The organism is Streptomyces sp. NRRL F-5727 (assembly GCF_000719555.1).
GTDB lineage: Bacteria > Actinomycetota > Actinomycetes > Streptomycetales > Streptomycetaceae > Streptomyces.
In genome coordinates this window covers 1-21,238 of record NZ_JOGX01000093.1, presented here as the reverse complement: position 1 = coordinate 21,238, position 21,238 = coordinate 1, and the positions used below count along the sequence as shown (strand labels likewise).

Sequence of the window (21,238 nt, the reverse complement as noted above, 5' to 3'; positions counted from 1 at the left end):
GGGTGGGGTGGGACAGGGAGGGGGAGGGGGAGGGGGAGGCGGAAGCCCCCCGGAGGGAGAGGGCGGTGGCTGTGGCGGTGAGGATCGTGATCGCGGCCGCCGTGGTGAGGGTGGTGGTGTCGGGGTGGAGGAGGGGCTGGCCTCGGAGGGCTTGCCAGGTGAGGAGGGCGAAAGTGGCGGTGTAGGCGGCGGAGGCGGTGAGGACCAGGCGGAGGCGGATCCCGGGGTCGGCGAGGCGGGGGAGGCGGGGGGCCAGGGCGGTCAGGACGAGGAGGAGCAGGGGGAGGAGCTGGAGGGCGTGCATGCCGAAGAAGTGGGCGATGCGCAGGTCTCCGCCGGTGGCGGCCCAGCCGGTGACGGGGAGGGAGGGGCCGCCGTCCGGGACGCCGACGCTGTGGGCGCCGACGACCGGCGGGTCGGTGGCGGCGCGCTGGGCGGGGGTGGGCTGGACCATCAGGAAGCCGACGGCGGCGCCGGCGAGGGCGATGAGGGAGGAGAGGCGGACGGCCCAGGCGGTGGCGGGGTCGAGGAGGCGGGTGCGCAGCAGGAGGACGGCGATGGTCAGGGCGGCCAGCCACAGGATCACCACGGTGAGGCCCATGGCCTGGAAGACGGCGGCGTCGAAGGCGGTCTCCTGGTTGAAGTGGCTCTGCCTGCCGCGGACGACCTGGAGGGTGATCAGCGCCATCTCCAGGGCGCTGGTGACCGTGACGACGGTGCCGGCCCACCAGCCCGCGCGTTTCGCGCGGGGGAGCAGGCTGAGCATCCAGGCCAGCGACAGGCTGTAGGCGACGAACGAGACGGCGAACTTGAAGGGCTTCGTCCAGATCGGGGCGCCGACCAGGGTCCGGTCGTCGAGCAGGATGCCGCCCGCGCTGACGACCGCGAAGACGGCCATCGCCGCGGCGAACCAGAGGAGGGGCCGGTGCAGGCGGCCGCTCGGGGCCGGTGAGGTCGTGGCGGCGGAGGCGGGCATGGGTGTGCGCGTGGACATACGGATCCCCCCGTTGTCGTTATGGATAGTGGCGCTTACCGCTATCTGATAGTGCCACTATCTATGATGGAGGGGAGTCCGGCAAGGGCCGTCACGGCAGCGAAAGGTGAACACGCGGTGCGCATCGGTGAGTTGAGCCGCAGGACCGGGGTCTCGGTACCCACGATCAAGTTCTACGTACGGGAGGGACTGCTCCCGGCCGGCCGGCTGACGAGCCCGAACCAGGCCGCGTACGAGGAGACCCACGTACGGCGGCTGCGCCTGATCCGCGCCCTGATCGACGTCGGCGGGCTGTCCGTGGCGGCGGTGCGCGAGGTGATCGAGGCCGTCGACGACCCCGGCCGGCCCGTCCACGACCTGCTCGGCGAGGCGGCCGTGCGCATGGTGCCCCGCTACGGCGGCCAGCCCGCGGAGGACGAGGGGCTGGACGAGGCGCGTGAGCAGGTGGCCGCGCTCATCCGCGAGCGGGGCTGGCGGGTCTTCCCCGGCAGTCCGGCTGCCGAGGCGCTGGCGGTCGCGCTCGCCGCCCTCGGGTCCGTCGGGCACGAGCGGTTCGGTGAGGTGCTCGGCGCCTACGCGGACGCGGCCGAGCGGGTCGCCGAGGCCGACCTCGCCTACGTCGCCCACCACGTGGCCCGCGAGGAGCTGGTCGAAAGCGTCGCCGTCGGCACGGTCCTCGGCGACGCGCTCTTCGCCGCGCTCCGCCGCCTCGCCCAGATCGACGCCTCGGACCGCCTCTTCGGAGGCAAGGAGGAGCAGGAGGACAAGGAGGAGCAGGACGAGAAGGGGGAGTGAAACGGAGGAGGGGCGGGGGCCGTCGTCGGCTCCCGCCCCTCCTCCCGGGAACGTCAGGCGGCCTGCGGGGGCTCCTGCTCCCGCTCCACCTGCTCGTTCCACTCGCGCTTGATCGCACGCCACGCCTCGTCCGTCTTGCCCAGGCGCCAGTAGCCCGAGATGGACAGACGCTCGCGCGCCACCCGCCGCTCCATGCGCAGATGGCGGCGGAGCTCCTTCACGAAACCGGCCTCACCGTGGACAAAGGCGTGCACGTCGCCCGCCGGGAAGTCCAGCCCCCGCACGGCCTCGACGAGCGCCTCGCCGGCCGGGCGGCCGGAGCGGTGCAGCCAGGTCACCTCGATGCCGGCCTCCGTCGCGAACTTCTGCTCGTCGGCGGCGTCCTCGATCTCCACGAAGGCGTGCACCCGCGCACCCGCGGGCAGCCGCTCCAGCGCCACCGCGATCGCCGGCAGCGCGCTCTCGTCGCCGGCGAGGAGGTGCCAGTCCGCCGCCGGGTCCGGGGTGTAGCCGCCGCCGGGGCCGAGGAACCGCACCGTCTCGCCCGCCCGGGCGCGGGCCGCCCAGGGGCCGGCCAGACCCTCGTCGCCGTGGACCACGAAGTCCAGGGTCAGCTCGCGGTGGACGGGGTCCCAGGCGCGCACGGTGTACGTGCGGGTGGTCGGCCACTCCTCGCGGGGCCGCTCGGCCCGGATCCGCTCCATGTCGAACGGCTCCGGGTAGGTCACGCCTTCCGGGGCGAAGAGCAGCTTCACGTAGTGGTCGGTGTACGTGCCGGCGTCGAAGCCGTCGAGGCCCGGCCCGCCGAGGACGACCCGCACCATGTGCGGGGTGAGCCGCTCGGTGCGGACGACGTGCGCCTCGGTGGCCTGGGGGGCCTTGCGGGCCGGCTGCTCTGCCACGGCGGATACTCCTGACTGCCTGGGGGCGTGCCGCAGTGGCACACCTGAGACTTAGGTATGCCTAAGCTAGCATCCCGCGGTCGCTCGCGCCCCGGCACCGTCGTCGGTGAGCACCGCACGCGGCCGCGTGTGCGCGGGGCGTGTCAGGACCCCGGGCGACCGTCCGCCAGGACCGGCAGCAGCCGGCCGAGCGCCCCGCCGAGGTTCCAGCGCGTCGCCAGTGCCTCCAGGGCCGCCGGGTCGCGGGGGGCGGCCGGGAGCGCCGGGTCGAACTCCGGCAGCGGTACGTCCCGGGCCACCCGGACCACCGTCGGGGCCACGTCCAGATAGGCCGCCGCCTCGACGATGCCGCGCCGCTTGGCCGGGGTCAGCTTGGAGGTGCGGTCCTCGGCGGCCGCCCGTACGCCCGCCAGGTCGCCGTACTCGGTGATCAGCTGCGCGGCGGTCTTCTCGCCGATGCCCTTCACGCCGGGCAGGCCGTCGCTGGCGTCGCCGCGGAGGGCGGCGAAGTCCGCGTACTGGTCGGGCCGCACCCCGTACTTCGCGCGGATCAGCTCGGAGTCCACCAGGTCGCAGTCGCCGACGCCCTTGCGCGGGTACAGCACCCGGACCGCCCGCTCGTCGTCGACGAGCTGGAAGAGGTCGCGGTCGCCGGTGACGATGTCGACCGGGCCCTTCGCCCGCTCCGCCAGGGTGCCGATCACGTCGTCCGCCTCGTATCCGGCGGCCCCGATCCGGGCGATGCCGAGCGCGGCGAGGACGGACTCGATCACCGGGACCTGCGGGGACAGGGTGTCCGGGATCTCCTCCTCGTCCGGCCCCGTCGCGGTCTCCACGGCCACCCGGTGTGCCTTGTACGAGGGGATCAGGTCCACCCGCCACTGCGGCCGCCAGTCGTCGTCCCAGCAGGCGACGAGCTCGTCCGGCCGGTGGTCCTGCACCAGCCGGCCGATGAAGTCGAGCAGCCCCCGCACGGCGTTCACCGGCGTCCCGTCCGGGGCCCGGACCGAGTCCGGCACGCCGAAGTACGCGCGGAAGTAGAGGCTGGCGGTGTCCAGGAGCATCAGGCGTCGCGTCACACCCCGATCATGCCGCACCCCGCCGACAGCCGGGCGGAGCCGGCCGCGCACGGCGCTCCCGTGACCCCCGTCACCTTCGCGTTTGCCCCCGGAGGCCCGGGGCAGGCGCGTGCCCGGAGCGGACCCGGTAAGGGGCCCTGAGCAGTGGGCCCCGTACGCGACGGGTGGTGCGGGCAGATCCCGCCGCGCTCCACGGCACGTGTGCGGGGGCAGCGGGCCGTTCCTCCCTGCTACCCGTGAGGTGAATGTGTCCAGGCTCCAGGCCGACCACCTGTTCAAGGTGTTCGCCAGACGCCCCGCCGACGAGTCCGAGGCCGTCCGTGCCCTCGCCGCCGGCGCCGACCGCGACGCGCTCCGCGAGGACGGCGTCACCGCCGCCGTCGTCGACGCGTCCTTCGTGGTCGAACCGGGTCAGATCTTCGTGGTCATGGGCCTCTCCGGATCCGGCAAGTCGACCCTCCTGCGCATGCTCAACGGCCTGCTCGAGCCGACCGCGGGCCGCGTCCTCTACGACGGCGACGACCTCACCGCGCTCACCCCCCGCGCGCTGCGCGAGGTCCGTTCCCGCCGCGTCAGCATGGTCTTCCAGCACTTCGCGCTCTTCCCGCACCGCACCGTCCTGGAGAACGCCGGCTACGGACTGGAGGTCCAGGGCGTCCCGCGCGCCGAGCGCGAGACCCGCGCCGCCGAGGCGCTGGCCCTGTGCGGCCTGGCCGGCTGGGAGAAGTCCTGGCCGGACGAGCTCTCCGGCGGCATGCAGCAGCGCGTGGGCCTGGCCCGGGCGCTCGCCACCGACGCCGACCTGCTCCTCATGGACGAGTCCTTCAGCGCCCTCGACCCGCTGATCCGCCGTGACATGCAGGACCAGCTGCTGGTGCTGCAGAAGAAGCTGAAGAAGACCATCGTCTTCATCACCCACGACCTCAACGAGGCCATGCGCCTCGGCGACCGCGTCGCCGTCATGCGCGACGGCCGGATCGTGCAGCTCGGCACCGCCGAGGACATCCTCGTCCGGCCCGCCGACGACTACGTGGCCTCCTTCATCCAGGACGTCGACCGCTCCCGGGTGCTCACCGCCTCCGCCGTCATGACCTCCGCCGAGGGCCCCGTCGACCCGGACGCCCCGGTCGCCGGCCCCGACACGCTCCTCGCCGACCTGTGCGCGCTCGCCGCCGCGGGCCCGCACCCGGTGACCGTCCGGGAGGACGGCGGTCCCGCCCTCGGAGTCGTACACAAGGAAAGGCTTCTCGCCGTGCTCGGCGGAGAACCGACCGGGCTCACGGCCGAGGAGGTGACCCTCCATGCCTAGGCTTCCCCTCGGCTCCTGGGTCGACAGCTCCGTCGACTGGCTCCAGGCGCGGCTCTCGTGGCTGTTCGACGCCGTCAGCGGCGGCATCACCGGCCTCTACGACGGCATCGACGCCGTCCTGTCGGCGCCGCAGCCGCTGCTGCTCGCCGGCATCCTCGCCGTCGTCGCCTGGTGGCTGCGCGGCCTCGCCGCCGGTCTGCTCTCCTTCGCCGGCCTGGCGCTCGTCGACTCCGTCCAGCTGTGGGACGAGGCGATGGCGACGCTCTCGCTGGTCCTCGTCGCCACCCTCGTCACCCTGGTGATCGCCGTCCCGCTCGGCATCTGGGCGGCCCGCTCGAAGACGGTCAGCGCGGTGCTGCGGCCCGTCCTCGACTTCATGCAGACCATGCCGGCGATGGTCTACCTGATCCCCGGCATCATCTTCTTCGGCGTCGGCGTCGTCCCCGGCATCATCGCCACCATCGTCTTCGCGCTGCCGCCCGGTGTCCGGATGACCGAGCTCGGCATCCGGCAGGTCGACGCCGAACTCGTCGAGGCCGCCGAGGCGTTCGGCACCACCCCGCGCGACACCCTGCTCCGCGTCCAGCTGCCGCTCGCCGTCCCGACGATCATGGCCGGCGTCAACCAGGTCATCATGCTCGGCCTGTCCATGGTCGTCATCGCCGGCATGGTCGGCGGCGGCGGACTGGGCGGCGCCGTCTACCGGGCCATCGGCAACGTCGACATCGGCCTCGGCTTCGAGGCCGGCGTCTCCATCGTCGTCCTCGCCATGTACCTCGACCGGATGACCGGCGCCCTGGGCCGCCAGGTCTCCCCGCTGGGCCGCCGCGCCCTCGCCAAGGCCCGCGCGGCCACCGCCAGGCGCCGCACCGCGCAGCTGTGGGCGCACCGCCCGCAGCCCGTCACCGCGCTCGTCGGCATCGTCGTCCTCGCGCTCGTCGCGGGCGGCTCCGGCTTCCTCGGCGGCTCCGGCGCCACCTCGACGACGGCCTCCGGCGCGGGCGCCGGCCACGGCAGGAAGATCAGCATCGGCTACATCCCCTGGGACGAGGGCATCGCCTCCACCTACCTGTGGAAGGAGCTCCTGGAGCGCCGCGGCTACGAGGTCGAGACGAAGCAGCTGGAGGCCGGCGCGCTGTACACCGGCCTGGCCGGCGGGCAGCTCGACTTCCAGACCGACGCCTGGCTGCCCGTCACCCACGCCCAGTACCTGGAGAAGTACGGGAACAAGCTGGAGGACCTGGGCTCCTGGTACGGCCCGACCTCGCTGGAGCTCAGCGTCCCCTCGTACGTGAAGGACGTGAGGTCGCTCGCCGACCTGAAGGGCAAGGGCGACCGCTTCAAGGGCCGCATCGTCGGCATCGAGCCCAGCGCCGGGATGATGGGCATCCTCAAGGACAAGGTCCTCAAGGAGTACGGCCTGGAGGGCGAGTACGAGGTCGTCGACGGCTCCACCCCCGGCATGCTCGCCGAGCTGAAGCGCGCCTACGAGCGCGAGGAGCCGGTCGTCGTCACCCTCTGGTCCCCGCACTGGGCCTACTCCGCCCACGACCTGACGAAGCTCGCCGACCCCAAGGGCGTCTGGGGCAAGGGCGACGGCGTGCACACCCTGGCCCGCAAGGGCTTCAGCGAGGACAACCCCGAGGTGGGCGCCTGGCTGAAGGAGTTCAGGCTCACGGAGAAGCAGCTCACCGGCCTGGAGGCGGAGATCCAGCGGACCGGCAAGGGCAAGGAGCAGCAGGCCGTCCGGACGTGGCTGGACGCCCAGCCCGGGCTCGCGGAGCGGCTCGCCCCGCAGTGACGCGGAGCTCACCCGCCGGACAGGGGCGGTCGCCGGACGTGACCGGCGGCCGCCCCTTTCGCCGGCCCTTTCCGCCACGACGCGAAACCCCGGCCCAAAGCTGCGTAAGGTGCAGGTAACCGGTCGGGACGCGACGAGGCAGCCGGCAGAGGGAGGGAGTGGCCATGGACGAGAAGGAAGCACCCCGCGTGGGCGCGGCCGTCAAGAGGCGGCGCCGGGCCCTCCAGCTCACCCTGGCCGTGGTCGCGGCCCGCAGCGGCCTCTCCGTGCCCTTCCTCAGCCAGATCGAGAACGAGCGGGCCCGCCCCAGCCGCCGCTCCCTGGAGCTGGTCGCCGAGGCCCTGCAGACCAGCGCCGCGGAGCTCCTCGCCGTCGCCGAGGCCGCCCGCACGGTCGACGTCGTCCGCGCCGACGAGGGCACCGACACCATGCCGGACGGGGTACGGCGCCTGGTGCGCGGCCGGCACCAGCTGCACGCCCTGGAGTTCACCGGCGAGCAGGACGCGGGCCGCGAGTTCCAGCACCGCAACGACGAGCTGCTGTACGTCGCCGACGGCGCCGCCGAGGTCGAGGCCGAGGGCCGCGCCCACCGGCTGGGCCGCGGCGACTCCCTGTACCTCTCCGGCGGCGTGCGGCACCGCTGGCGCGCCACCGAACCGGGCACCCGCCTCCTCGTCGTCGCGGTCGCCGACCACGTCGAGGTCGAGGAGGAGTGACCGAGGTCCGGGGCCGGACGCCGAGGGTCGTCTCGCTGGTGCCCTCGCTCACCGAGGCCGTCGCCGTCACCGCGCCCGGCCTGCTCGTCGGCGCCACCGACTGGTGCACCCACCCCGCCGGGCTCGACGTCGCCCGGATCGGCGGCACCAAGAACCCCGACGTGCCCGCCGTGCTCGCGCTCCGGCCCGATCTCGTCCTCGCCAACGAGGAGGAGAACCGGGCGGCCGACCTGGACGCCCTGCGGGAGGCCGGCGCCGAGGTGCTGGTCACCGAGATCCGCACCCTCGACCAGGGGCTGACCGCCCTCGGCGAGGTCCTCGCCGCCTGCGGCGCGCCCCGCCGCCCGCGCTGGCTCGCGGAGGCGGAGGAGGCGTGGGCCGGCGTGGAGCCGGTCGCGGACGGGGTCACCGCCGTCGTCCCGATCTGGCGGCGGCCCTGGATGGTGCTCGGCCGGGACACCTTCGCCGGTGACCTCCTCGCCCGCCTCGGCGTCCGCAACCTGTACGCGGACCACCCCGAGCGCTATCCGAAGGTGCCGCTCGGCGAGCTGACCGGGGCCCGCCCGGAGCTCGTGGTCCTCCCGGACGAGCCGTACCGCTTCACCGCGGCCGACGGCCCCGAGGCGTTCCCGGGGGCCGCGGCCGCGCTCGTCGACGGGCGGATGCTCACCTGGTACGGGCCGTCGCTGGCGCGAGCCCCGCGGGTGCTGGCGCGGGAGCTGCGAGCAGCGCTCCGCTGAGCAGGCCGCGCACGGTGTGGGTGCCGGCCACCAGCCAGGCCGCGGCGAGGAGCGCGTACAGGGCGATCGCGAGCCAGCGGAAGGCGTCCAGGCCGGTGTGGCGGGCGAGCCCCTCGGCGCCGGTGACGCAGGTGCCGACGGGGAAGGTGAAGGCCCACCAGGTCATCGCGAAGCCCATGCCCGCGCGCCGGGCCCGCACCACCATCGCCCCGGCCAGCGCCAGCCACAGCAGGGCGAAGCCCGTCACGGGCACGCCGTAGAGGACGGCGAAGGCGGCGAAGCCGTGCGCGTAGGTGTCGGGGAGGACGCCGGCGGCGGCGTCGGCGAAGGCGTTGGCGGCGGTGGTCGACTGGCCGAGGGGGCCCAGGACGAGGAAGAGCGTCGGGGTGAGCGCGAGGGGCAGCGGGCCGTCGAGGACGAGCCGGCCGAAGACCAGCGGCAGCATCACCAGGGTGGCGAGCAGACTGATGCCGAACATCGCGTAGCAGCCGATCAGCAGGGTCTGCCGGGCCTGCCCCTCGGGCAGGTGGGGGAGGAGCAGGGGGCCGAGCGCGGCGGAGACCATGGGGGCGACGACGGGCAGCAGCCAGACGGGGGACGCCTGCTCGATCCGGTGCCGGACCACCATCAGGTACGGCACGGCGACGGCGGCGGCCAGTCCCACCGCGGTGCCGGCGGTGAACAGGACGGCGTCGAGGGCGACGGCGGCGGGAAGGCCGATCCAGTCCCGGCCGAGGGTCAGGGTGCCGCCGCCGACGGCGAGCAGCGCCATCGACAGACAGCCGTAGAAGGGGGCCACGGCCGGGTCGAGGAGATGGGCGCGGGCCTGGTCGCGGTGGCGGTGCCAGTGCGCGGCCCGGGCGGTGAGCAGGGTCAGCAGCATCGCGAGGGAGAGCGCCCAGACGGCGGTGCAGACGGTACGGAGACCGGGCACGGTGACGGGGAGCGCGGCGCCCGCGGTGCCGACGACGGAGGTGCCCATGACGGAGGCGTACCAGTTGGGTCCGAGGTGACGGACCGAACGGGTCGCCTTGGCGCCGGGGGTGGTGGCGCCGAGGAGGGGGCGGGAGGGTGCGAGGCTTGCCATGACTCCACCGTCGCCGCTGGTCAGGGCCCCCACCAGGGATCATGCGGCTATGACGTCATAAGCTGGCCTTATGAGCAGGGAGCGGGACGGCGGCGCGGAGGCGGAGCGGGGCACGGGCACGGCCGCGGGCGGGGGCGCCGGGAGAAGGACGGCCGCGGCGGCCCTCGCGGCGGCCGGTGGCGGTGCGGGCACGGGCTCGGGTCCGGGGGCGTGGGAGCCGGCGACGGCGCATCTGTCGCACCGGGTCCCCGACCTCGGCGCGCTCGAACTGCTCCTCGCCGTCGCCCGGCACGGCAGCCTCGGCGCCGCGGCCCGCGAGGTCGGCATCACCCAGCCGGCGGCCAGCAGCCGCATCCGCTCGATGGAGCGGCAGCTCGGCGTGGCCCTCGTGGACCGCTCGCCGCGCGGCTCCCGGCTCACCGACGCGGGCGCGCTGGTCACCGACTGGGCGCGGCGGATCGTGGAGTCCGCCGAGGCGTTCGACGCGGGGGTGCAGGCGCTGCGGGGGCGCCGCGACTCGCGGCTGCGGGTGGTCGCGTCCATGACGATCGCCGAGTACCTGCTGCCGGGCTGGCTGATCGCGCTGCGCGCCGAGCGGCCGGACACCGCGGTGTCGCTCCAGGCGGGCAATTCGGCGGTGGTCGCGGAGCGGCTGCTCGCGGGCGAGGCGGACCTCGGCTTCGTCGAGGGGCTCGCCGTCCCGGACGGACTCGACGGCACCGTCGTCGCCCACGACCGGCTCGTGGTGGTGACCGCGCCCTCGCATCCCTGGGCCCGGCGCCGCGCCCCGATCGACCCGGCCGAGCTGGCCGCGACGCCGCTGGTGCTGCGGGAGCGCGGCTCCGGCACCCGGCAGGTCCTCGACGCGGCCCTCGCCGGGCACGGCGGGCTGGCCCGGCCGCTGCTCGAACTGGCCTCCACCACCGCCGTGAAGGCGGCGGCGGTCAGCGGCGCGGGTCCGGCGGTCCTCAGCGAGCTGGCGATCGCCGAGGAGCTGTCCGGCCGCCGTCTGGTGGCCGTGCCGGTCGCCGGTGTCCGGCTCAGCCGCGATCTGCGGGCCGTCTGGCCGACCGGCCACCGGCCCACCGGACCGGCCCGCGACCTGCTCGCCCTGACGAGGGCGCGGCCGGGCGGCTGAGGAGGGTCACAGCCACGCCGCCCGGTGGGTGACGCGGCCGTCGACCGCCGTCAGGAGGACCGGGACGTCGGGGAGTTCCGCGGCCGGGGTGGTGAGCGGGTCGGCCGCGAGGACCGTGAGGTCGGCGCGGTGGCCGAGGGCGAGCCGGCCGGAGGACCGCTCCTCGCCCGCCGCGTACGCGGGTCCGGTGGTCAGCCCGCGCAGCGCCTCCAGCGGGGTCAGCGCCTGCTCGGGGCCGTGCGGCGGCTGGGTCAGGTCGCGGGTCGGGCGGCGGTGCACGGCGCCGGCCAGCACACCCAGCGGCGGGAACGGCGCGATCGGCCAGTCCGAGCCGAGCACCACGGTCGCCCCGGAGTCCACCAGGTCCCGGCAGCGCCAGGCGCGCCCGGCGCGCTCCTCGCCGAGCCGGCGGGACCAGTTGTCGGTGTGGTCGGCGCGGGTGAAGTCGCAGCAGTGGGTGGGCTGCATGGAGGCGATGACGCCCAGCTCCGCGAAGCGGCCCAGGGTGTCGTCGGGGACCGTCTCGATGTGCTCGACCCGGTGCCGTACCGCCGGGTCGCCGCCGGTGGCCCGCGCCTTCGCGACGGCGTCGAGGACGTGCCGGACGGCGGCGTCGCCGATGGCGTGGGTCGCCGTCGGCACCCCGGCGCGGTGCAGCGCGCCGATGATCTCCGTGTACGCCTCCGGGTCCGGCCAGAAGGCGTGGGTGGACTCGCCGTGGCAGTCGGGCCGCTCCAGCCAGGCGGTGCCGTTGTCGATGGTGCCGTCCATGAAGAGCTTGACGCCGGCGACCTGCCACAGCGCGCCGCCGCGCCCCTGCAGGGCGATCAGCTCCTGGACGCCGGCGGCGTCGGTGCCGGGCTGGCACCACGGCGCCACCCGGAGCCGCAGCGGCAGCCGGCCGGCGGCGTCCAGCTCGGCGAAGAGGTCGAGGCTGTCGCCGTTGGCGTCCATGACGTGCCCGCCGGTCAGGCCGGCCGCGGCCATCCCGGCCAGGGCGGCGGCCAGCCCCTCCAGGCGCTCGGCGCGGGTCGGCTGCGGGGCGACGCGTTCGACCAGGGCGCAGGCGGCGTCCTCCTGGAGGAGTCCGGTGGGGCGCCCGTCGGCGTCGCAGACGATCTCGGCGGACGCCTGGTCGAAGACGCGCGGGCCGTCGATGCCGGCGAGTTCGAGGGCGCGGCGGGAGGCGAGGGCGGAGTGCGCGTCGAAGAGCAGCAGGAAGGCGGGCACCCCGTGCAGGACGGTGTCGAAGGGGGCGATGCCGACCGGCCTGTCGCCGAAGACGTTCGGGTCGAGTCCCCAGGCGAAGAGCCACTCGCCCCGGCGCAGGCGGCGCGCCTCGCGCGCCAGCGCCTCCCGGACGTCGGCGAGGCCGGTGCAGCCGGAGAGGTCGAGGCCGCCGGTCAGTTCGGCGCCGGTGACGGGGTGGACGTGCCCGTCGACGAGGCCGGGGGTGACGACGGCGCCCTTCAGGTCGACGACGGGGGTGGCGGGCCCGGCGAGTTCCCGTACCTCGCGGTCGTCGCCGAGCGCGGCGATCCGCCCGTCCTCGCCCACGGCGAGCGCGCTCGCCGCGAGGAAGGTCCCGGTGCCGGGGTCGAGCAGACGGGCGGAGTGCAGGACGAGTCGGGTGGACACGGGGGAGCTCCTTGCGGTGGTGGTACGGGAGGGGTGGGCGCGGCGGGGCGGCGCGCCGTGTCGCGTACGGGCGTCCGCCGCCGTCAGACCCGGGTGCCCGCCGCCACCGCCGCTTCGGCGGCGTCGGCCGGGGAGTAGGTGAGCGGCAGGGTGCCGGTGGCGCCGGGGGCGTCGAGGGTGCCGTGGGGGAGGTCGAGGGCGCGTTCGGCGGTGCTGACGGCGAGGCGGGTCACGGCCGCGGGCCGGTCGGTGCGGTCGGAGTTGGCGTGGGCGCCGAGGCCGTCGAGGACGACGAGGATCTGGATGGCGGCCGACCGGGGGTCCTCGGTGCGGAACTCGCCGCGGTCGACGCCGTCGCGGATCAGTTCCTCCAGCCGGTCGTCGGAGGCCAGTTCCATCCGGGTGACCCGGTCCCGCAGGACGGGCCGGTAGCGGCTGAGGTGCCGGGCGTTGATCCAGAGGCGGCTGATGTCGTCGTAGGCGTCGCCGGACGACAGGGCGAAGTAGCGGGCGAGGTACTGGGCGGGGGTGCCGTCCGGGCGCTCGGCCGGCAGCAGCGTGTCGAGTTCGCCGAGGGCGGCGACCGAGAACGCCTCGGCCACCAGGTCCTCGGCCGACGGGAAGTAGTGGCTGATCAGTCCGGGCCGGACGGTGAGCTCCTCGGCGACGCGCCGCAGGGTGACGCACTCCAGCCCTTCGGTCAGGGCGACGCGCGCGGCGGTCGCCACGATCTCCGCCCGCCGGGCCTCGGGTGATTTCCGGATTCGCTTGCGCTCGACGCTTGACGACATACCGGCGATGCTATTGAGTGTGCGACCAATAAGCAACCAGGTGGGCAATCACGCACCGGAGGGCCGCATGGCTTCCACGATCCCCGACCCGCGCCCCGGGACAGAGCGCGCGCCGGCACCCCTGCCGGCGGGCGACCGGCCCGGCCGCGTCGAGGCCCACGGCATCGACCACATCCCGGACGGCGAGCGCCACGGACACCCCCGCGAGCTGTTCTCCGTCTGGGCCGCGGCGAACGTCAACTACCTGAGCCTCGTCATCGGCGGCACGCTGGTCCTGATGGGCCTCACCCTGGCGCAGGCGATCGGCGTCATCGTCGTCGGCAACCTCTTCTGGGTCCTCACCGGCGTGCTCGCCACCTCGGGTCCCGCCGCCGGCGCGCCCAGCGAGGTGGTCACCCGCACCCTCTACGGCGTCCACGGCAACCGCGTGAACAACGCGGTCGGCGGCTGGCTGGTCTCCGTCTGCTACTTCGCGCTCAACCTGGCCGCCGCCGCGACCGCCGCCCTCGCGCTCGTCGCGAAGACCGGCATACCGGTGAACACCCCCGTGCAGGTCGCGGTGATCGTGGTCGTCGCCGCCCTCACCCTGGCGATCAGCGTCTACGGGCACGGGCTGATCATCCGGCTGTACCTGCCCATCACGCTGGCCCTGAGCGGGGCGTTCGCCGTCGTCGCCCTCGCCGTGTTCCGGCACGCCGACTTCTCGTACGCCCCCGCCGAGCGGCTCTCCGGCGCCGCGCTGTGGGCGGTGCTGATCGCGGGCACCACGATGATCGCCTCGGGCCCGCTCTCGTACACCACGAGCGCCGACTTCTCCCGCTACCTGCCCCGCGACAGCTCCCCGCGCGCCATCGCGCTGTGGACCGCGCTCGGCGCCTTCGTGCCGAGCGTCGTGGTCTGCTCGCTGGGCGCCTTCGCCGCCACCGCCGTCGACATGACGGACCCCCAGGCCGCGCTCCAGGGGATCCTTCCGGGCTGGTTCACCCCGGTCTTCCTGCTCGCCCTGGTCCTCGGCACCATCGCCGTCAACGCCCTCACCGCCTACAGCGCCGGCCTCGCCCTCCAGGCCGTGGGCCTGCGTGTCCGCCGCACCGTCAGCGTCCTCCTCGACGGGGCCGTCGCCGTCGCCCTCACCCTCTACGGGCTGCTGGTCTCCGACTTCCTGGACACCGTCAGCAACGCCCTCCAGGTGATCACCGTCCTCACCGGACCGATGATGTGCGTCTACGCCGCCGACATCCTGCTCCGCCGCAACCGCTACGACGCGGCCGCCCTCGCCGACGAGACCCCCGGCAGCCCCTTCTGGTACACCGGCGGCGTCAACCCGGCCGGCGCCACGGCCCTGTTCGGCGGGATCGCGGCCGGAGCCCTGTGCGTCGACAGCGTCTACACGGGACCGGTCGCCGCCGCCGTCGGCATGGACCTCTCGCTGCCCGTGGGCATGGCCGTCGCCACCGTCCTCTACCTGGCCCTCGGCCGGCGGCCGGTCGCGGCCACCACCCCCGCCGCCTGACCGCGGCCCCCGAACCGCGGGGCGGCCGGACCGCCCACCCCGGCCGCCCCGCGCACCCCCTAGCCCCGGCCGCCCGCCGCGCGCCGCGCGGCGGCCGCCCGGACCAGACCCCGGACGACCCGCGGGTCCTCGCCCATCTCCGGATGCCACTGCACCCCGAGGGCCCAGGCCGGCTCCGCCAGCTCCACCGCCTCCACCGTGCCGTCCTCCGCGTACGCCGAGGGCACCAGGCCCGCGCCCAGCCGGTCCACGGCCTGATGGTGATAGGTCGGCACGTCGGCCTGCTCGGGGACGAGGGACGCGTACAGCGTCCCCGGCACCGGCTTCACCGGGTGCCGCCCCATCACCCCCTCCGCCTCCACGTGCCCGTCCAGATGCTGCGTCAGCGTCCCGCCCAGCGCCACGTTGAGCAGCTGCATCCCCCGGCAGACACCGAGCAGCGGGGTGCCGGAGGCGAGCGCCGCGTCGATCAGCGCCAGCTCCCAGGAGTCCCGGTCCCGCGCCGGCGGACCGGTCCGCGGATCGGGCTCGGCCCCGTACCGTACGGGCTCCACATCCGCCCCGCCCGCCACCACCAGACCGTCCAGCCGGGCCAGCACCGCGGCCGCCGCGGCCGGCGCGTCCGGCGGCAGCATCACCACCAGACCGCCGCCGTCCCGCACGTACCGCGGGTACTGCGCGGGCAGCAGCGCCGCCGGCATGTCCCAGACCCGCCACCGGGCCCGGTCGAGATAGGTCGTCACACCGATGAGCGGCTCGGTCACGGGGCTGCCTCCTGGTAGGTGCGGAACATGGCGCCGACAATAGGGCGCCGCGCGCCTCAATGGGCCGCGGACATACCTTTCACGCCAGGAAGCCGCGGAGCAGCGCCGCCGTCCCCGCGCAGTGCTCGCGCGCCACCTCGCGCGCCGCGTCCGCGTCCCCCTCCAGGACCGCCTCCACCAGCGCCGTGTGCTGGTGCTGGGAGTGCTCCAGGTTGCGCACCAGGAGCGGGATGCAGTCGAGCAGGTCGTTGACGGTCGCGCGGACCGCCGCGTACCGGGCCGTCAGGCTGGGGGAGCCGGAGAGCTCGGCCAGCGTGAGGTGGAGCAGCGTGTCCTGGCGGCGGTAGTCCGCCAGCGGCGCGTCATGCGTGGCCGCCAGCGCCGCCCGCAGCCGCTCCGCGCCCGCCGCGTCCAGGCCGTGCGCCGCGCACAGCCCGGCCGCGCCCACCTCCAGGACCTCCCGGAAGCGCAGCGCGTCCTCCATGTCGACGGCGGCGATCCGGCGGCGCAGCTCCGCCTCGTCGGGGTCCTGCGGGCGCGGCAGCACGAACGTTCCGCCGTACCGGCCGCGCCGGCTCTCCACCAGGCCCTGCTCCTGGAGCACCTTCAGGACCTCGCGGAGCGTGACCCGGCTGATCCCCATCCGCTCGGCCAGCTCCCGCTCGGCGGGCAGCCGTTCGCCGTCCGGGACCAGGCCCAGCCGGACCACCTGGAGGATCTGCTCCAGGGCCTCCTCGAAGCCGTTGCCGGCCCGGACCGGGCGCAGCACCGGCGTCAGCCGGTCGGCCGGGCCGCCCGGTTCACTCGTACGGATCACTTCTCGTCGCCCCTTCCCCTGGTACTTCCCAAGCAATGGTCTCCCCCCATACCTTATGACTCCCGGCAGGCCGAACGAGGAGAGTCGTCCCGTGGCAGACCGCACACCCCCGCTCACCGTCGAGGAACTGCGCTCCCTGGTGGCCGGCGGCGAGATCGACACCGTCGTCCTGGCCTTCCCGGACATGCAGGGCCGGCTCCAGGGGAAGCGGTTCGCCGCCCCCTTCTTCCTCGACGAGGTCCTCGCCCACGGCACCGAGGGCTGCAACTACCTCCTCGCCGTCGACACCGAGATGAACACCGTCGACGGCTACGCGATGTCCTCCTGGGACCGCGGCTACGGCGACTTCGCCATGCGCCCCGACCTCGCCACGCTCCGCCGGGTCCCCTGGAACGAGGCCACCGCCCTGGTCACCGCCGACCTGACCTGGGCCGACGGATCGCCCGTCGTCGCCGCGCCCCGCCAGATCCTGCGGCGCCAGCTGGACCGGCTCGCCGCCCTCGGCCTCACCGCCCACGTCGGCACCGAGCTGGAGTTCATCGTCTTCCGGGACACCTACGAGCAGGCGTGGGACGCCGGCTACCGGGGCCTCACGCCGGCCAACCAGTACAACATCGACTACTCCGTCCTCGGCACCGGCCGCGTCGAACCCCTCCTCCGCCGCATCCGCAACGAGATGGCCGCCGCCGGCCTCACCGTCGAGTCCGCCAAGGGCGAGTGCAACCCCGGCCAGCACGAGATCGCCTTCCGCTACGACGAGGCCCTGGTCACCTGCGACCAGCACGCCGTCTACAAGACCGGCGCCAAGGAGATCGCCTCCCAGGAGGGCGTCTCGCTCACCTTCATGGCCAAGTACAACGAGCGCGAGGGCAACTCCTGCCACATCCACCTCTCCCTCCAGGACGCGGCCGGCACCAACGTGATGGCCGGCGACGACCCGCACGGGATGTCCCCGGTCATGCGGCACTTCCTCGCCGGACAGCTCGCCGGCCTCCGCGACCTCACCCTCCTCCTCGCCCCCAACATCAACTCCTACAAGCGCTTCCAGCCCGGCTCCTTCGCCCCCACCGCCGTCGCCTGGGGCCACGACAACCGCACCTGCGCCTTCCGGACCGTCGGCCACGGACCCTCCACCCGCTTCGAGAACCGGGTCCCCGGCGGCGACGTCAACCCCTACCTCGCCGTCGCCGCCATGATCGCCGCCGGCCTCCACGGCATCGAGCGGGGCCTCGAACTCCCGCCGCCCTGCACCGGGAACGCCTACGCCGCCGACCACGCCCACGTCCCCACCACCCTGCGCGAGGCCGCCGAACTCTGGGAGACCAGCGAGATCGCCAAGGAGGCGTTCGGCGCCGAGGTCGTCGCCCACTACCGCAACATGGCCCGGGTCGAACTCGCCGCCTTCGACGCGGCCGTCACGGACTGGGAACTGCGCCGCTCCTTCGAACGCCTCTGAAGAACGCCGCCGAAGAACTCCGCTGAGAGGACCGAGTCCTTGCCCACCGCCCTCCAGGTACTGAACCCGGCGACGGAAGAACCCGTCGCCACCGTCCCCGCCGCCGACCGCGCCGACGTCGACGCCGCCGTCACGCGCGCGGCCGCCGCGCAGACCGCCTGGGCCGCCGCCGCCCCCGCCGACCGCGCCCGGCTGCTCCGCCGCTTCGCCGCCGTCGTCGACGCCCACACCGAGGAACTCGCCCTCCTGGAGGTCCGCGAGGCCGGCCACACCCTCGGCAACGCCCGCTGGGAGGCAGGGAACGTCCGCGACCTCCTCGACTACGCGGCCGGCGGCGTCGAGCGGCTGACCGGACGCCAGATCCCCGTCCCCGGCGGCCTCGACGTCACCCTCCTCGAACCCCTCGGCGTGATCGGCGTCATCGCGCCCTGGAACTTCCCCATGCCGATCGCCGCCTGGGCCACCGCGCCCGCCCTCGCCGCCGGCAACGCGGTCATCCTCAAACCGGCCGAGACCACCCCGCTCACCGCGCTGCGCCTCGCCGCGCTCGCCCTGGAGGCCGGACTCCCCGAGCACCTCTTCCAGGTCCTCCCCGGCGAGGGCCCCGTCGCCGGCGACGCCCTCGTCACCCACCCCGGCGTCGCCAAGATCGTCTTCACCGGCTCCACCCGGGTCGGCAAGGCGATCATGGCGAAGTGCGCCGACCAGGTGAAACGGCTCACCCTCGAACTCGGCGGCAAGAGCCCCAACATCGTCTTCGCCGACGCCGACATCGAGGCGGCGGCCGCCGCGGCCCCCATGGCCTTCCTCGACAACAGCGGCCAGGACTGCTGCGCCCGCACCCGGATCCTCGTGCAGCGCGGCGCGTACGACCGCTTCCTGGAGCTCCTCGCCCCGGCGATCGAGGAGACCGTCGTCGGCGACCCGCTCGACGAGCGCACCCAGATGGGGCCGCTGATCTCCCGCGCCCAGCTCGACCGGGTCCGCTCCTACGTCCCCGAGGACGCCGAGGCCATCCGCGGAAAGGCGCCCGAGGGGCCCGGCTTCTGGTTCCCGCCGACCGTCCTCACCGGCCTCCCCGAGGACGCGCCCTGCGCCGTCAAGGAGATCTTCGGACCCGTCGCCGTCGTCCTCCCCTTCGAGGACGAGGCCGACGCGATCCGGCTCGCCAACGCCACCCCCTACGGCCTCTCGGGCTCGATCTGGACCCGTGACGTCGGCCGCGCCCTGCGCGCCTCCCGCGCCGTCCGGGCCGGCAACCTCTCCGTCAACTCCCACTCCAGCGTCCGCTACTGGACCCCGTTCGGCGGCTTCCGCCAGTCCGGGCTCGGCCGGGAGCTCGGCCCCGACGCCCTGACCGCCTTCACCGAGACCAAGAACGTCTTCATCAGCACGGAAGGCTGACCATGACCACCGAAGAGATCATCTGCCGCCGGCTCGTCGGCCGCACCGCCGTCATCACCGGTGCCGGCAGCGGCATCGGCCTCGCCACCGCCCGCCGCCTCGCCTCCGAAGGGGCGAACGTCGTCTGCGGCGACATCGACGAGCGGGCCGGCAAGGCCGCCGCCGAGGCCGTCGGCGGCACCTTCGTCCAGGTCGACGTCACCGACCCGGAAGAGGTCGAGAACCTCTTCCGGGTCGCCTTCGAGACCTACGGCTCCGTCGACGTCGCCTTCAACAACGCCGGCATCTCCCCGCCCGACGACGACTCCATCCTGGAGACCGGCCTGGAGGCGTGGAAGCGCGTCCAGGACGTCAACCTCACCTCCGTCTACCTCTGCTGCAAGGCCGCCCTGCCGTACATGCGGCGCCAGGGGAAGGGCTCCATCATCAACACCGCCTCGTTCGTGGCGGTCATGGGCGCGGCGACCAGCCAGATCTCGTACACCGCCTCCAAGGGCGGCGTCCTCGCCATGTCCCGCGAGCTCGGCGTCCAGTTCGCCCGCGAGGGCATCCGGGTCAACGCGCTCTGCCCCGGCCCGGTCAACACCCCGCTCCTCCAGGAGCTGTTCGCCACGGACCCGGAGCGGGCCGCCCGCCGGCTCGTCCACATCCCGGTGGGCCGGTTCGCCGAGGCGGACGAGATCGCGGCCGCCGTCGCCTTCCTCGCCAGCGACGACTCCTCGTTCGTCAACGCCTCCGACTTCCTCGTCGACGGCGGCATCTCGGGCGCCTACGTCACCCCGCTGTAGGACCTACAGGAAGGTCCGGCCCTCGCCCCGGTAGGTGGGGACCGTGTCCACCACACGGTCCCCCTGCACCAGGTGCAGCACCTCGAACCGCTCGCACAGCTCGCCGGCCTTCGCGTGCCGGAACCACACCTTGTCGCCGATCCGCAGATCGTCCGCCGGCGAGCCGAGCAGCGGGGTCTGCACCTCGCCGGGGCCCTCCTGCGGGTCGTACCGCAGTCCCTCCGGCAGATACGGGACGGGCAGCCGGTCCCGCCCGGCCGCGCCGGACGCCGGATAGCCGCCGCCGAGCACGGTCACGACCCCGACGCCCGGCCGCCGCACCACGGGCTGCGCGAAGAGCGCCGCCGGCCGGCCGCTGAAGGACGCGTAGTCGTCGAAGAGCCGCGGCACGTAGAGCCCGGACCCGGCGGCGATCTCGGTGACCGCCGCCTCGGCCGCCGTGTGCTGCACGCTGCCGGTGCCGCCGCCGTTCACGAACTCCAGGTCCGGCGCCACCGCCCGTACGGCCCCGACCACCGCCGCCCGCCGCTCGGCCAGCTCCCGGCGGGCCACCGCCTGCATCGCGCGGACCGCCCGCGACCGCAGCGGCCGGCCGGCCACCGCGTCCCCGACCCCCGCCACATGCCCCTCGTACGCCATCAGGCCCACCAGCCGGAACCCCGGCCGGCGGACCACCGAGCGGGCCAGCTCGGCCAGCCGCTCCGGCGTCCGCAGCGGCGAGCGCCGCGCCCCGATCCGCACCCGGCCGCCCAGCAGACGCAGCGAGGTGTCCATCTCCAGACAGACCCGGATCTCCTCCGTGCCGCCGGCCCGGGCCGCGTCCACCAGATCGAGCTGCGCCACGTCGTCGACCATCACGGTCACGGCGGCGGCGAGCTTCGGATCCCGCGCGAGCTCGGCGAAGCCGGCCCGGTCGGCCGACGGATAGGCGAGCAGGACGTCCTCGAACCCGGCCCGCGCCAGCCACAGCGACTCGGCGAGCGTGAACGACATGACCCCGGCGAAGCCCTCCCGCGCCAGCACCCGCTCCAGGAGCGCCCGGCACCGCACCGACTTGCTGGCCACCCGGACCGGCTTCCCGCCCGCCCGGCGCACCAGATCGTCCGCGTTCGCGTCGAACGCCTCTAGATCGACGAGCGCCAGCGGCGCGTCGAGGGCGGCGGTGGCCCGGTCGTACCGGGCGCGGTCGGCGGCACGGGGAGTCATGGCCCGAGCTTGCCAGACCGTCAGGGGGGTGGGTACCCCTGGGTTCCCGCGCGGCGGGGAACAGCCCGTAGAGTGACGGGCATTGTCGGCAGGAGCAGGGGGCGGGATGACCAGCGAGCAGAACCCCCGCGCGCCCCGCGTCACCGAGACCCTCCCGCCGCCGGCGACCCCCGCGGAGCCCGGGAAGCAGGCCCCCGCGAAGCCCCCCAAGAGCGGCCTCTCGGCCCTCACCACCGACCTCACCCCCTCCCGCCCGGCCACCCCGCCCCCCGCGACCGGCACGCCCCCGCGCCCCCCGGA

General features: G+C 74.7%; 19 protein-coding genes and 1 pseudogene. 11 read left to right on the top strand and 9 right to left on the bottom strand.

Annotation, left to right across the window (positions count from 1 at the left end):
- Nucleotides 1–898 (bottom strand): hypothetical protein (locus tag IF73_RS0134965; RefSeq protein WP_031015053.1); only part of this gene is annotated, 898 nt, incomplete at its 3' end.
- A 213-nt stretch (nucleotides 899–1,111) separates the two neighbouring features.
- On the opposite strand from IF73_RS0134965, the gene IF73_RS0134960 reads away from it, so the two are divergent.
- The gene (locus tag IF73_RS0134960; protein WP_051717627.1) at nucleotides 1,112–1,789 is read left to right on the top strand and encodes a MerR family transcriptional regulator; all 678 of its coding nucleotides are present in this window, start codon (nucleotides 1,112–1,114) and stop codon (nucleotides 1,787–1,789) included.
- Nucleotides 1,790–1,842: 53 nt separating this feature from the next.
- Here the strand turns inward: IF73_RS0134960 and IF73_RS0134955 are convergent, their stop codons facing one another.
- Together IF73_RS0134955 and IF73_RS0134950 are read right to left on the bottom strand one after the other, a co-directional pair.
- Nucleotides 1,843–2,691, bottom strand: a complete 849-nt coding sequence (locus IF73_RS0134955; RefSeq protein WP_031015051.1) for a siderophore-interacting protein — start codon at nucleotides 2,689–2,691, stop codon at nucleotides 1,843–1,845.
- Nucleotides 2,692–2,834: 143 nt separating this feature from the next.
- Nucleotides 2,835–3,755 (bottom strand): 5'-3' exonuclease, encoded by a 921-nt coding sequence (locus tag IF73_RS0134950; RefSeq protein WP_031015050.1) that lies wholly within the window; start codon nucleotides 3,753–3,755, stop codon nucleotides 2,835–2,837.
- 262 nt (nucleotides 3,756–4,017) lie between these two features.
- Between IF73_RS0134950 and IF73_RS0134945 the strand changes: the two genes are divergently transcribed.
- The 4 genes from IF73_RS0134945 (at nucleotide 4,018) to IF73_RS0134930 (ending at nucleotide 8,336) form a co-directional block, all read left to right on the top strand.
- Entirely contained in the window at nucleotides 4,018–5,079 is a 1,062-nt protein-coding gene (locus IF73_RS0134945; protein WP_031015047.1) for a quaternary amine ABC transporter ATP-binding protein, read from the top strand.
- Nucleotides 5,072–6,880: an ABC transporter permease/substrate binding protein gene (locus tag IF73_RS0134940; RefSeq protein ID WP_031015045.1), complete on the top strand. Its 1,809-nt coding sequence runs from the start codon at nucleotides 5,072–5,074 to the stop codon at nucleotides 6,878–6,880. The genes IF73_RS0134945 and IF73_RS0134940 overlap by 8 nt, the downstream gene beginning before the upstream one ends.
- Nucleotides 6,881–7,044: 164 nt before the next feature.
- On the top strand, nucleotides 7,045–7,596 hold the full coding sequence (locus IF73_RS0134935) for a helix-turn-helix domain-containing protein (RefSeq protein WP_031015043.1): 552 nt from the start codon (nucleotides 7,045–7,047) through the stop codon (nucleotides 7,594–7,596).
- A complete protein-coding gene (locus IF73_RS0134930) occupies nucleotides 7,593–8,336 on the top strand; it encodes a helical backbone metal receptor (RefSeq protein WP_031015042.1) in 744 nt (247 codons plus the stop codon). The genes IF73_RS0134935 and IF73_RS0134930 overlap by 4 nt, the downstream gene beginning before the upstream one ends.
- Here the strand turns inward: IF73_RS0134930 and IF73_RS0134925 are convergent.
- The gene (locus IF73_RS0134925; RefSeq protein WP_031015040.1) at nucleotides 8,263–9,423 is read right to left on the bottom strand and encodes a TDT family transporter; all 1,161 of its coding nucleotides are present in this window, start codon (nucleotides 9,421–9,423) and stop codon (nucleotides 8,263–8,265) included. The two genes, IF73_RS0134930 and IF73_RS0134925, sit on opposite strands and share 74 nt — an antisense overlap.
- A gap of 70 nt (nucleotides 9,424–9,493) precedes the next feature.
- Here IF73_RS0134925 and IF73_RS0134920 point away from each other — a divergent pair, with 70 nt between their 5' ends.
- A complete protein-coding gene (locus tag IF73_RS0134920) occupies nucleotides 9,494–10,561 on the top strand; it encodes a LysR family transcriptional regulator (protein ID WP_078868423.1) in 1,068 nt (355 codons plus the stop codon).
- A 6-nt stretch (nucleotides 10,562–10,567) separates the two neighbouring features.
- Here IF73_RS0134920 and IF73_RS0134915 read toward each other — a convergent pair whose 3' ends face one another.
- Together IF73_RS0134915 and IF73_RS0134910 are read right to left on the bottom strand one after the other, a co-directional pair.
- Nucleotides 10,568–12,199, bottom strand: coding sequence for an amidohydrolase (locus IF73_RS0134915; protein ID WP_031015035.1), 1,632 nt, complete (start codon nucleotides 12,197–12,199; stop codon nucleotides 10,568–10,570).
- An 83-nt stretch (nucleotides 12,200–12,282) separates the two neighbouring features.
- The gene (locus tag IF73_RS0134910; protein ID WP_078868422.1) at nucleotides 12,283–12,990 is read right to left on the bottom strand and encodes a TetR/AcrR family transcriptional regulator; all 708 of its coding nucleotides are present in this window, start codon (nucleotides 12,988–12,990) and stop codon (nucleotides 12,283–12,285) included.
- 67 nt (nucleotides 12,991–13,057) lie between these two features.
- Between IF73_RS0134910 and IF73_RS0134905 the strand changes: the two genes are divergently transcribed.
- Nucleotides 13,058–14,503, top strand: a complete 1,446-nt coding sequence (locus tag IF73_RS0134905) for a purine-cytosine permease family protein (protein ID WP_031015018.1) — start codon at nucleotides 13,058–13,060, stop codon at nucleotides 14,501–14,503.
- Nucleotides 14,504–14,562: 59 nt separating this feature from the next.
- On the opposite strand, the gene IF73_RS0134900 is transcribed toward IF73_RS0134905, so the two are convergent.
- Nucleotides 14,563–15,267 carry a gamma-glutamyl-gamma-aminobutyrate hydrolase family protein gene (locus tag IF73_RS0134900; protein WP_031015017.1) on the bottom strand — a complete coding sequence of 235 codons (705 nt, stop codon included), beginning with the start codon at nucleotides 15,265–15,267 and terminating at the stop codon, nucleotides 14,563–14,565.
- Between the two features lie 79 nt (nucleotides 15,268–15,346).
- Nucleotides 15,347–16,081, bottom strand: a complete 735-nt coding sequence (locus IF73_RS0134895) for a FadR/GntR family transcriptional regulator (RefSeq protein WP_031015013.1) — start codon at nucleotides 16,079–16,081, stop codon at nucleotides 15,347–15,349.
- Between the two features lie 94 nt (nucleotides 16,082–16,175).
- On the opposite strand from IF73_RS0134895, the gene IF73_RS0134890 reads away from it, so the two are divergent.
- Genes IF73_RS0134890 through IF73_RS0134880 form a run of 3 tightly spaced genes read left to right on the top strand, consistent with a single transcriptional unit; the run spans nucleotide 16,176 to nucleotide 19,732 of the window.
- Complete coding sequence (locus tag IF73_RS0134890) at nucleotides 16,176–17,540, top strand: glutamine synthetase family protein (protein WP_031015012.1); 1,365 nt, start codon at nucleotides 16,176–16,178, stop codon at nucleotides 17,538–17,540.
- Nucleotides 17,541–17,579: 39 nt separating this feature from the next.
- On the top strand, nucleotides 17,580–18,944 hold the full coding sequence (locus IF73_RS0134885; protein ID WP_031015008.1) for an aldehyde dehydrogenase family protein: 1,365 nt from the start codon (nucleotides 17,580–17,582) through the stop codon (nucleotides 18,942–18,944).
- A 2-nt stretch (nucleotides 18,945–18,946) separates the two neighbouring features.
- Complete coding sequence (locus IF73_RS0134880) at nucleotides 18,947–19,732, top strand: 3-oxoacyl-ACP reductase (protein WP_031015005.1); 786 nt, start codon at nucleotides 18,947–18,949, stop codon at nucleotides 19,730–19,732.
- A 3-nt stretch (nucleotides 19,733–19,735) separates the two neighbouring features.
- On the opposite strand, the gene IF73_RS0134875 is transcribed toward IF73_RS0134880, so the two are convergent.
- The gene (locus IF73_RS0134875) at nucleotides 19,736–20,938 is read right to left on the bottom strand and encodes an amino acid deaminase/aldolase (protein ID WP_031015002.1); all 1,203 of its coding nucleotides are present in this window, start codon (nucleotides 20,936–20,938) and stop codon (nucleotides 19,736–19,738) included.
- A gap of 106 nt (nucleotides 20,939–21,044) precedes the next feature.
- Between IF73_RS0134875 and IF73_RS0134870 the strand changes: the two are divergent.
- Nucleotides 21,045–21,238 (top strand): annotated as a pseudogene (locus IF73_RS0134870) (hypothetical protein); the annotation flags it as partial.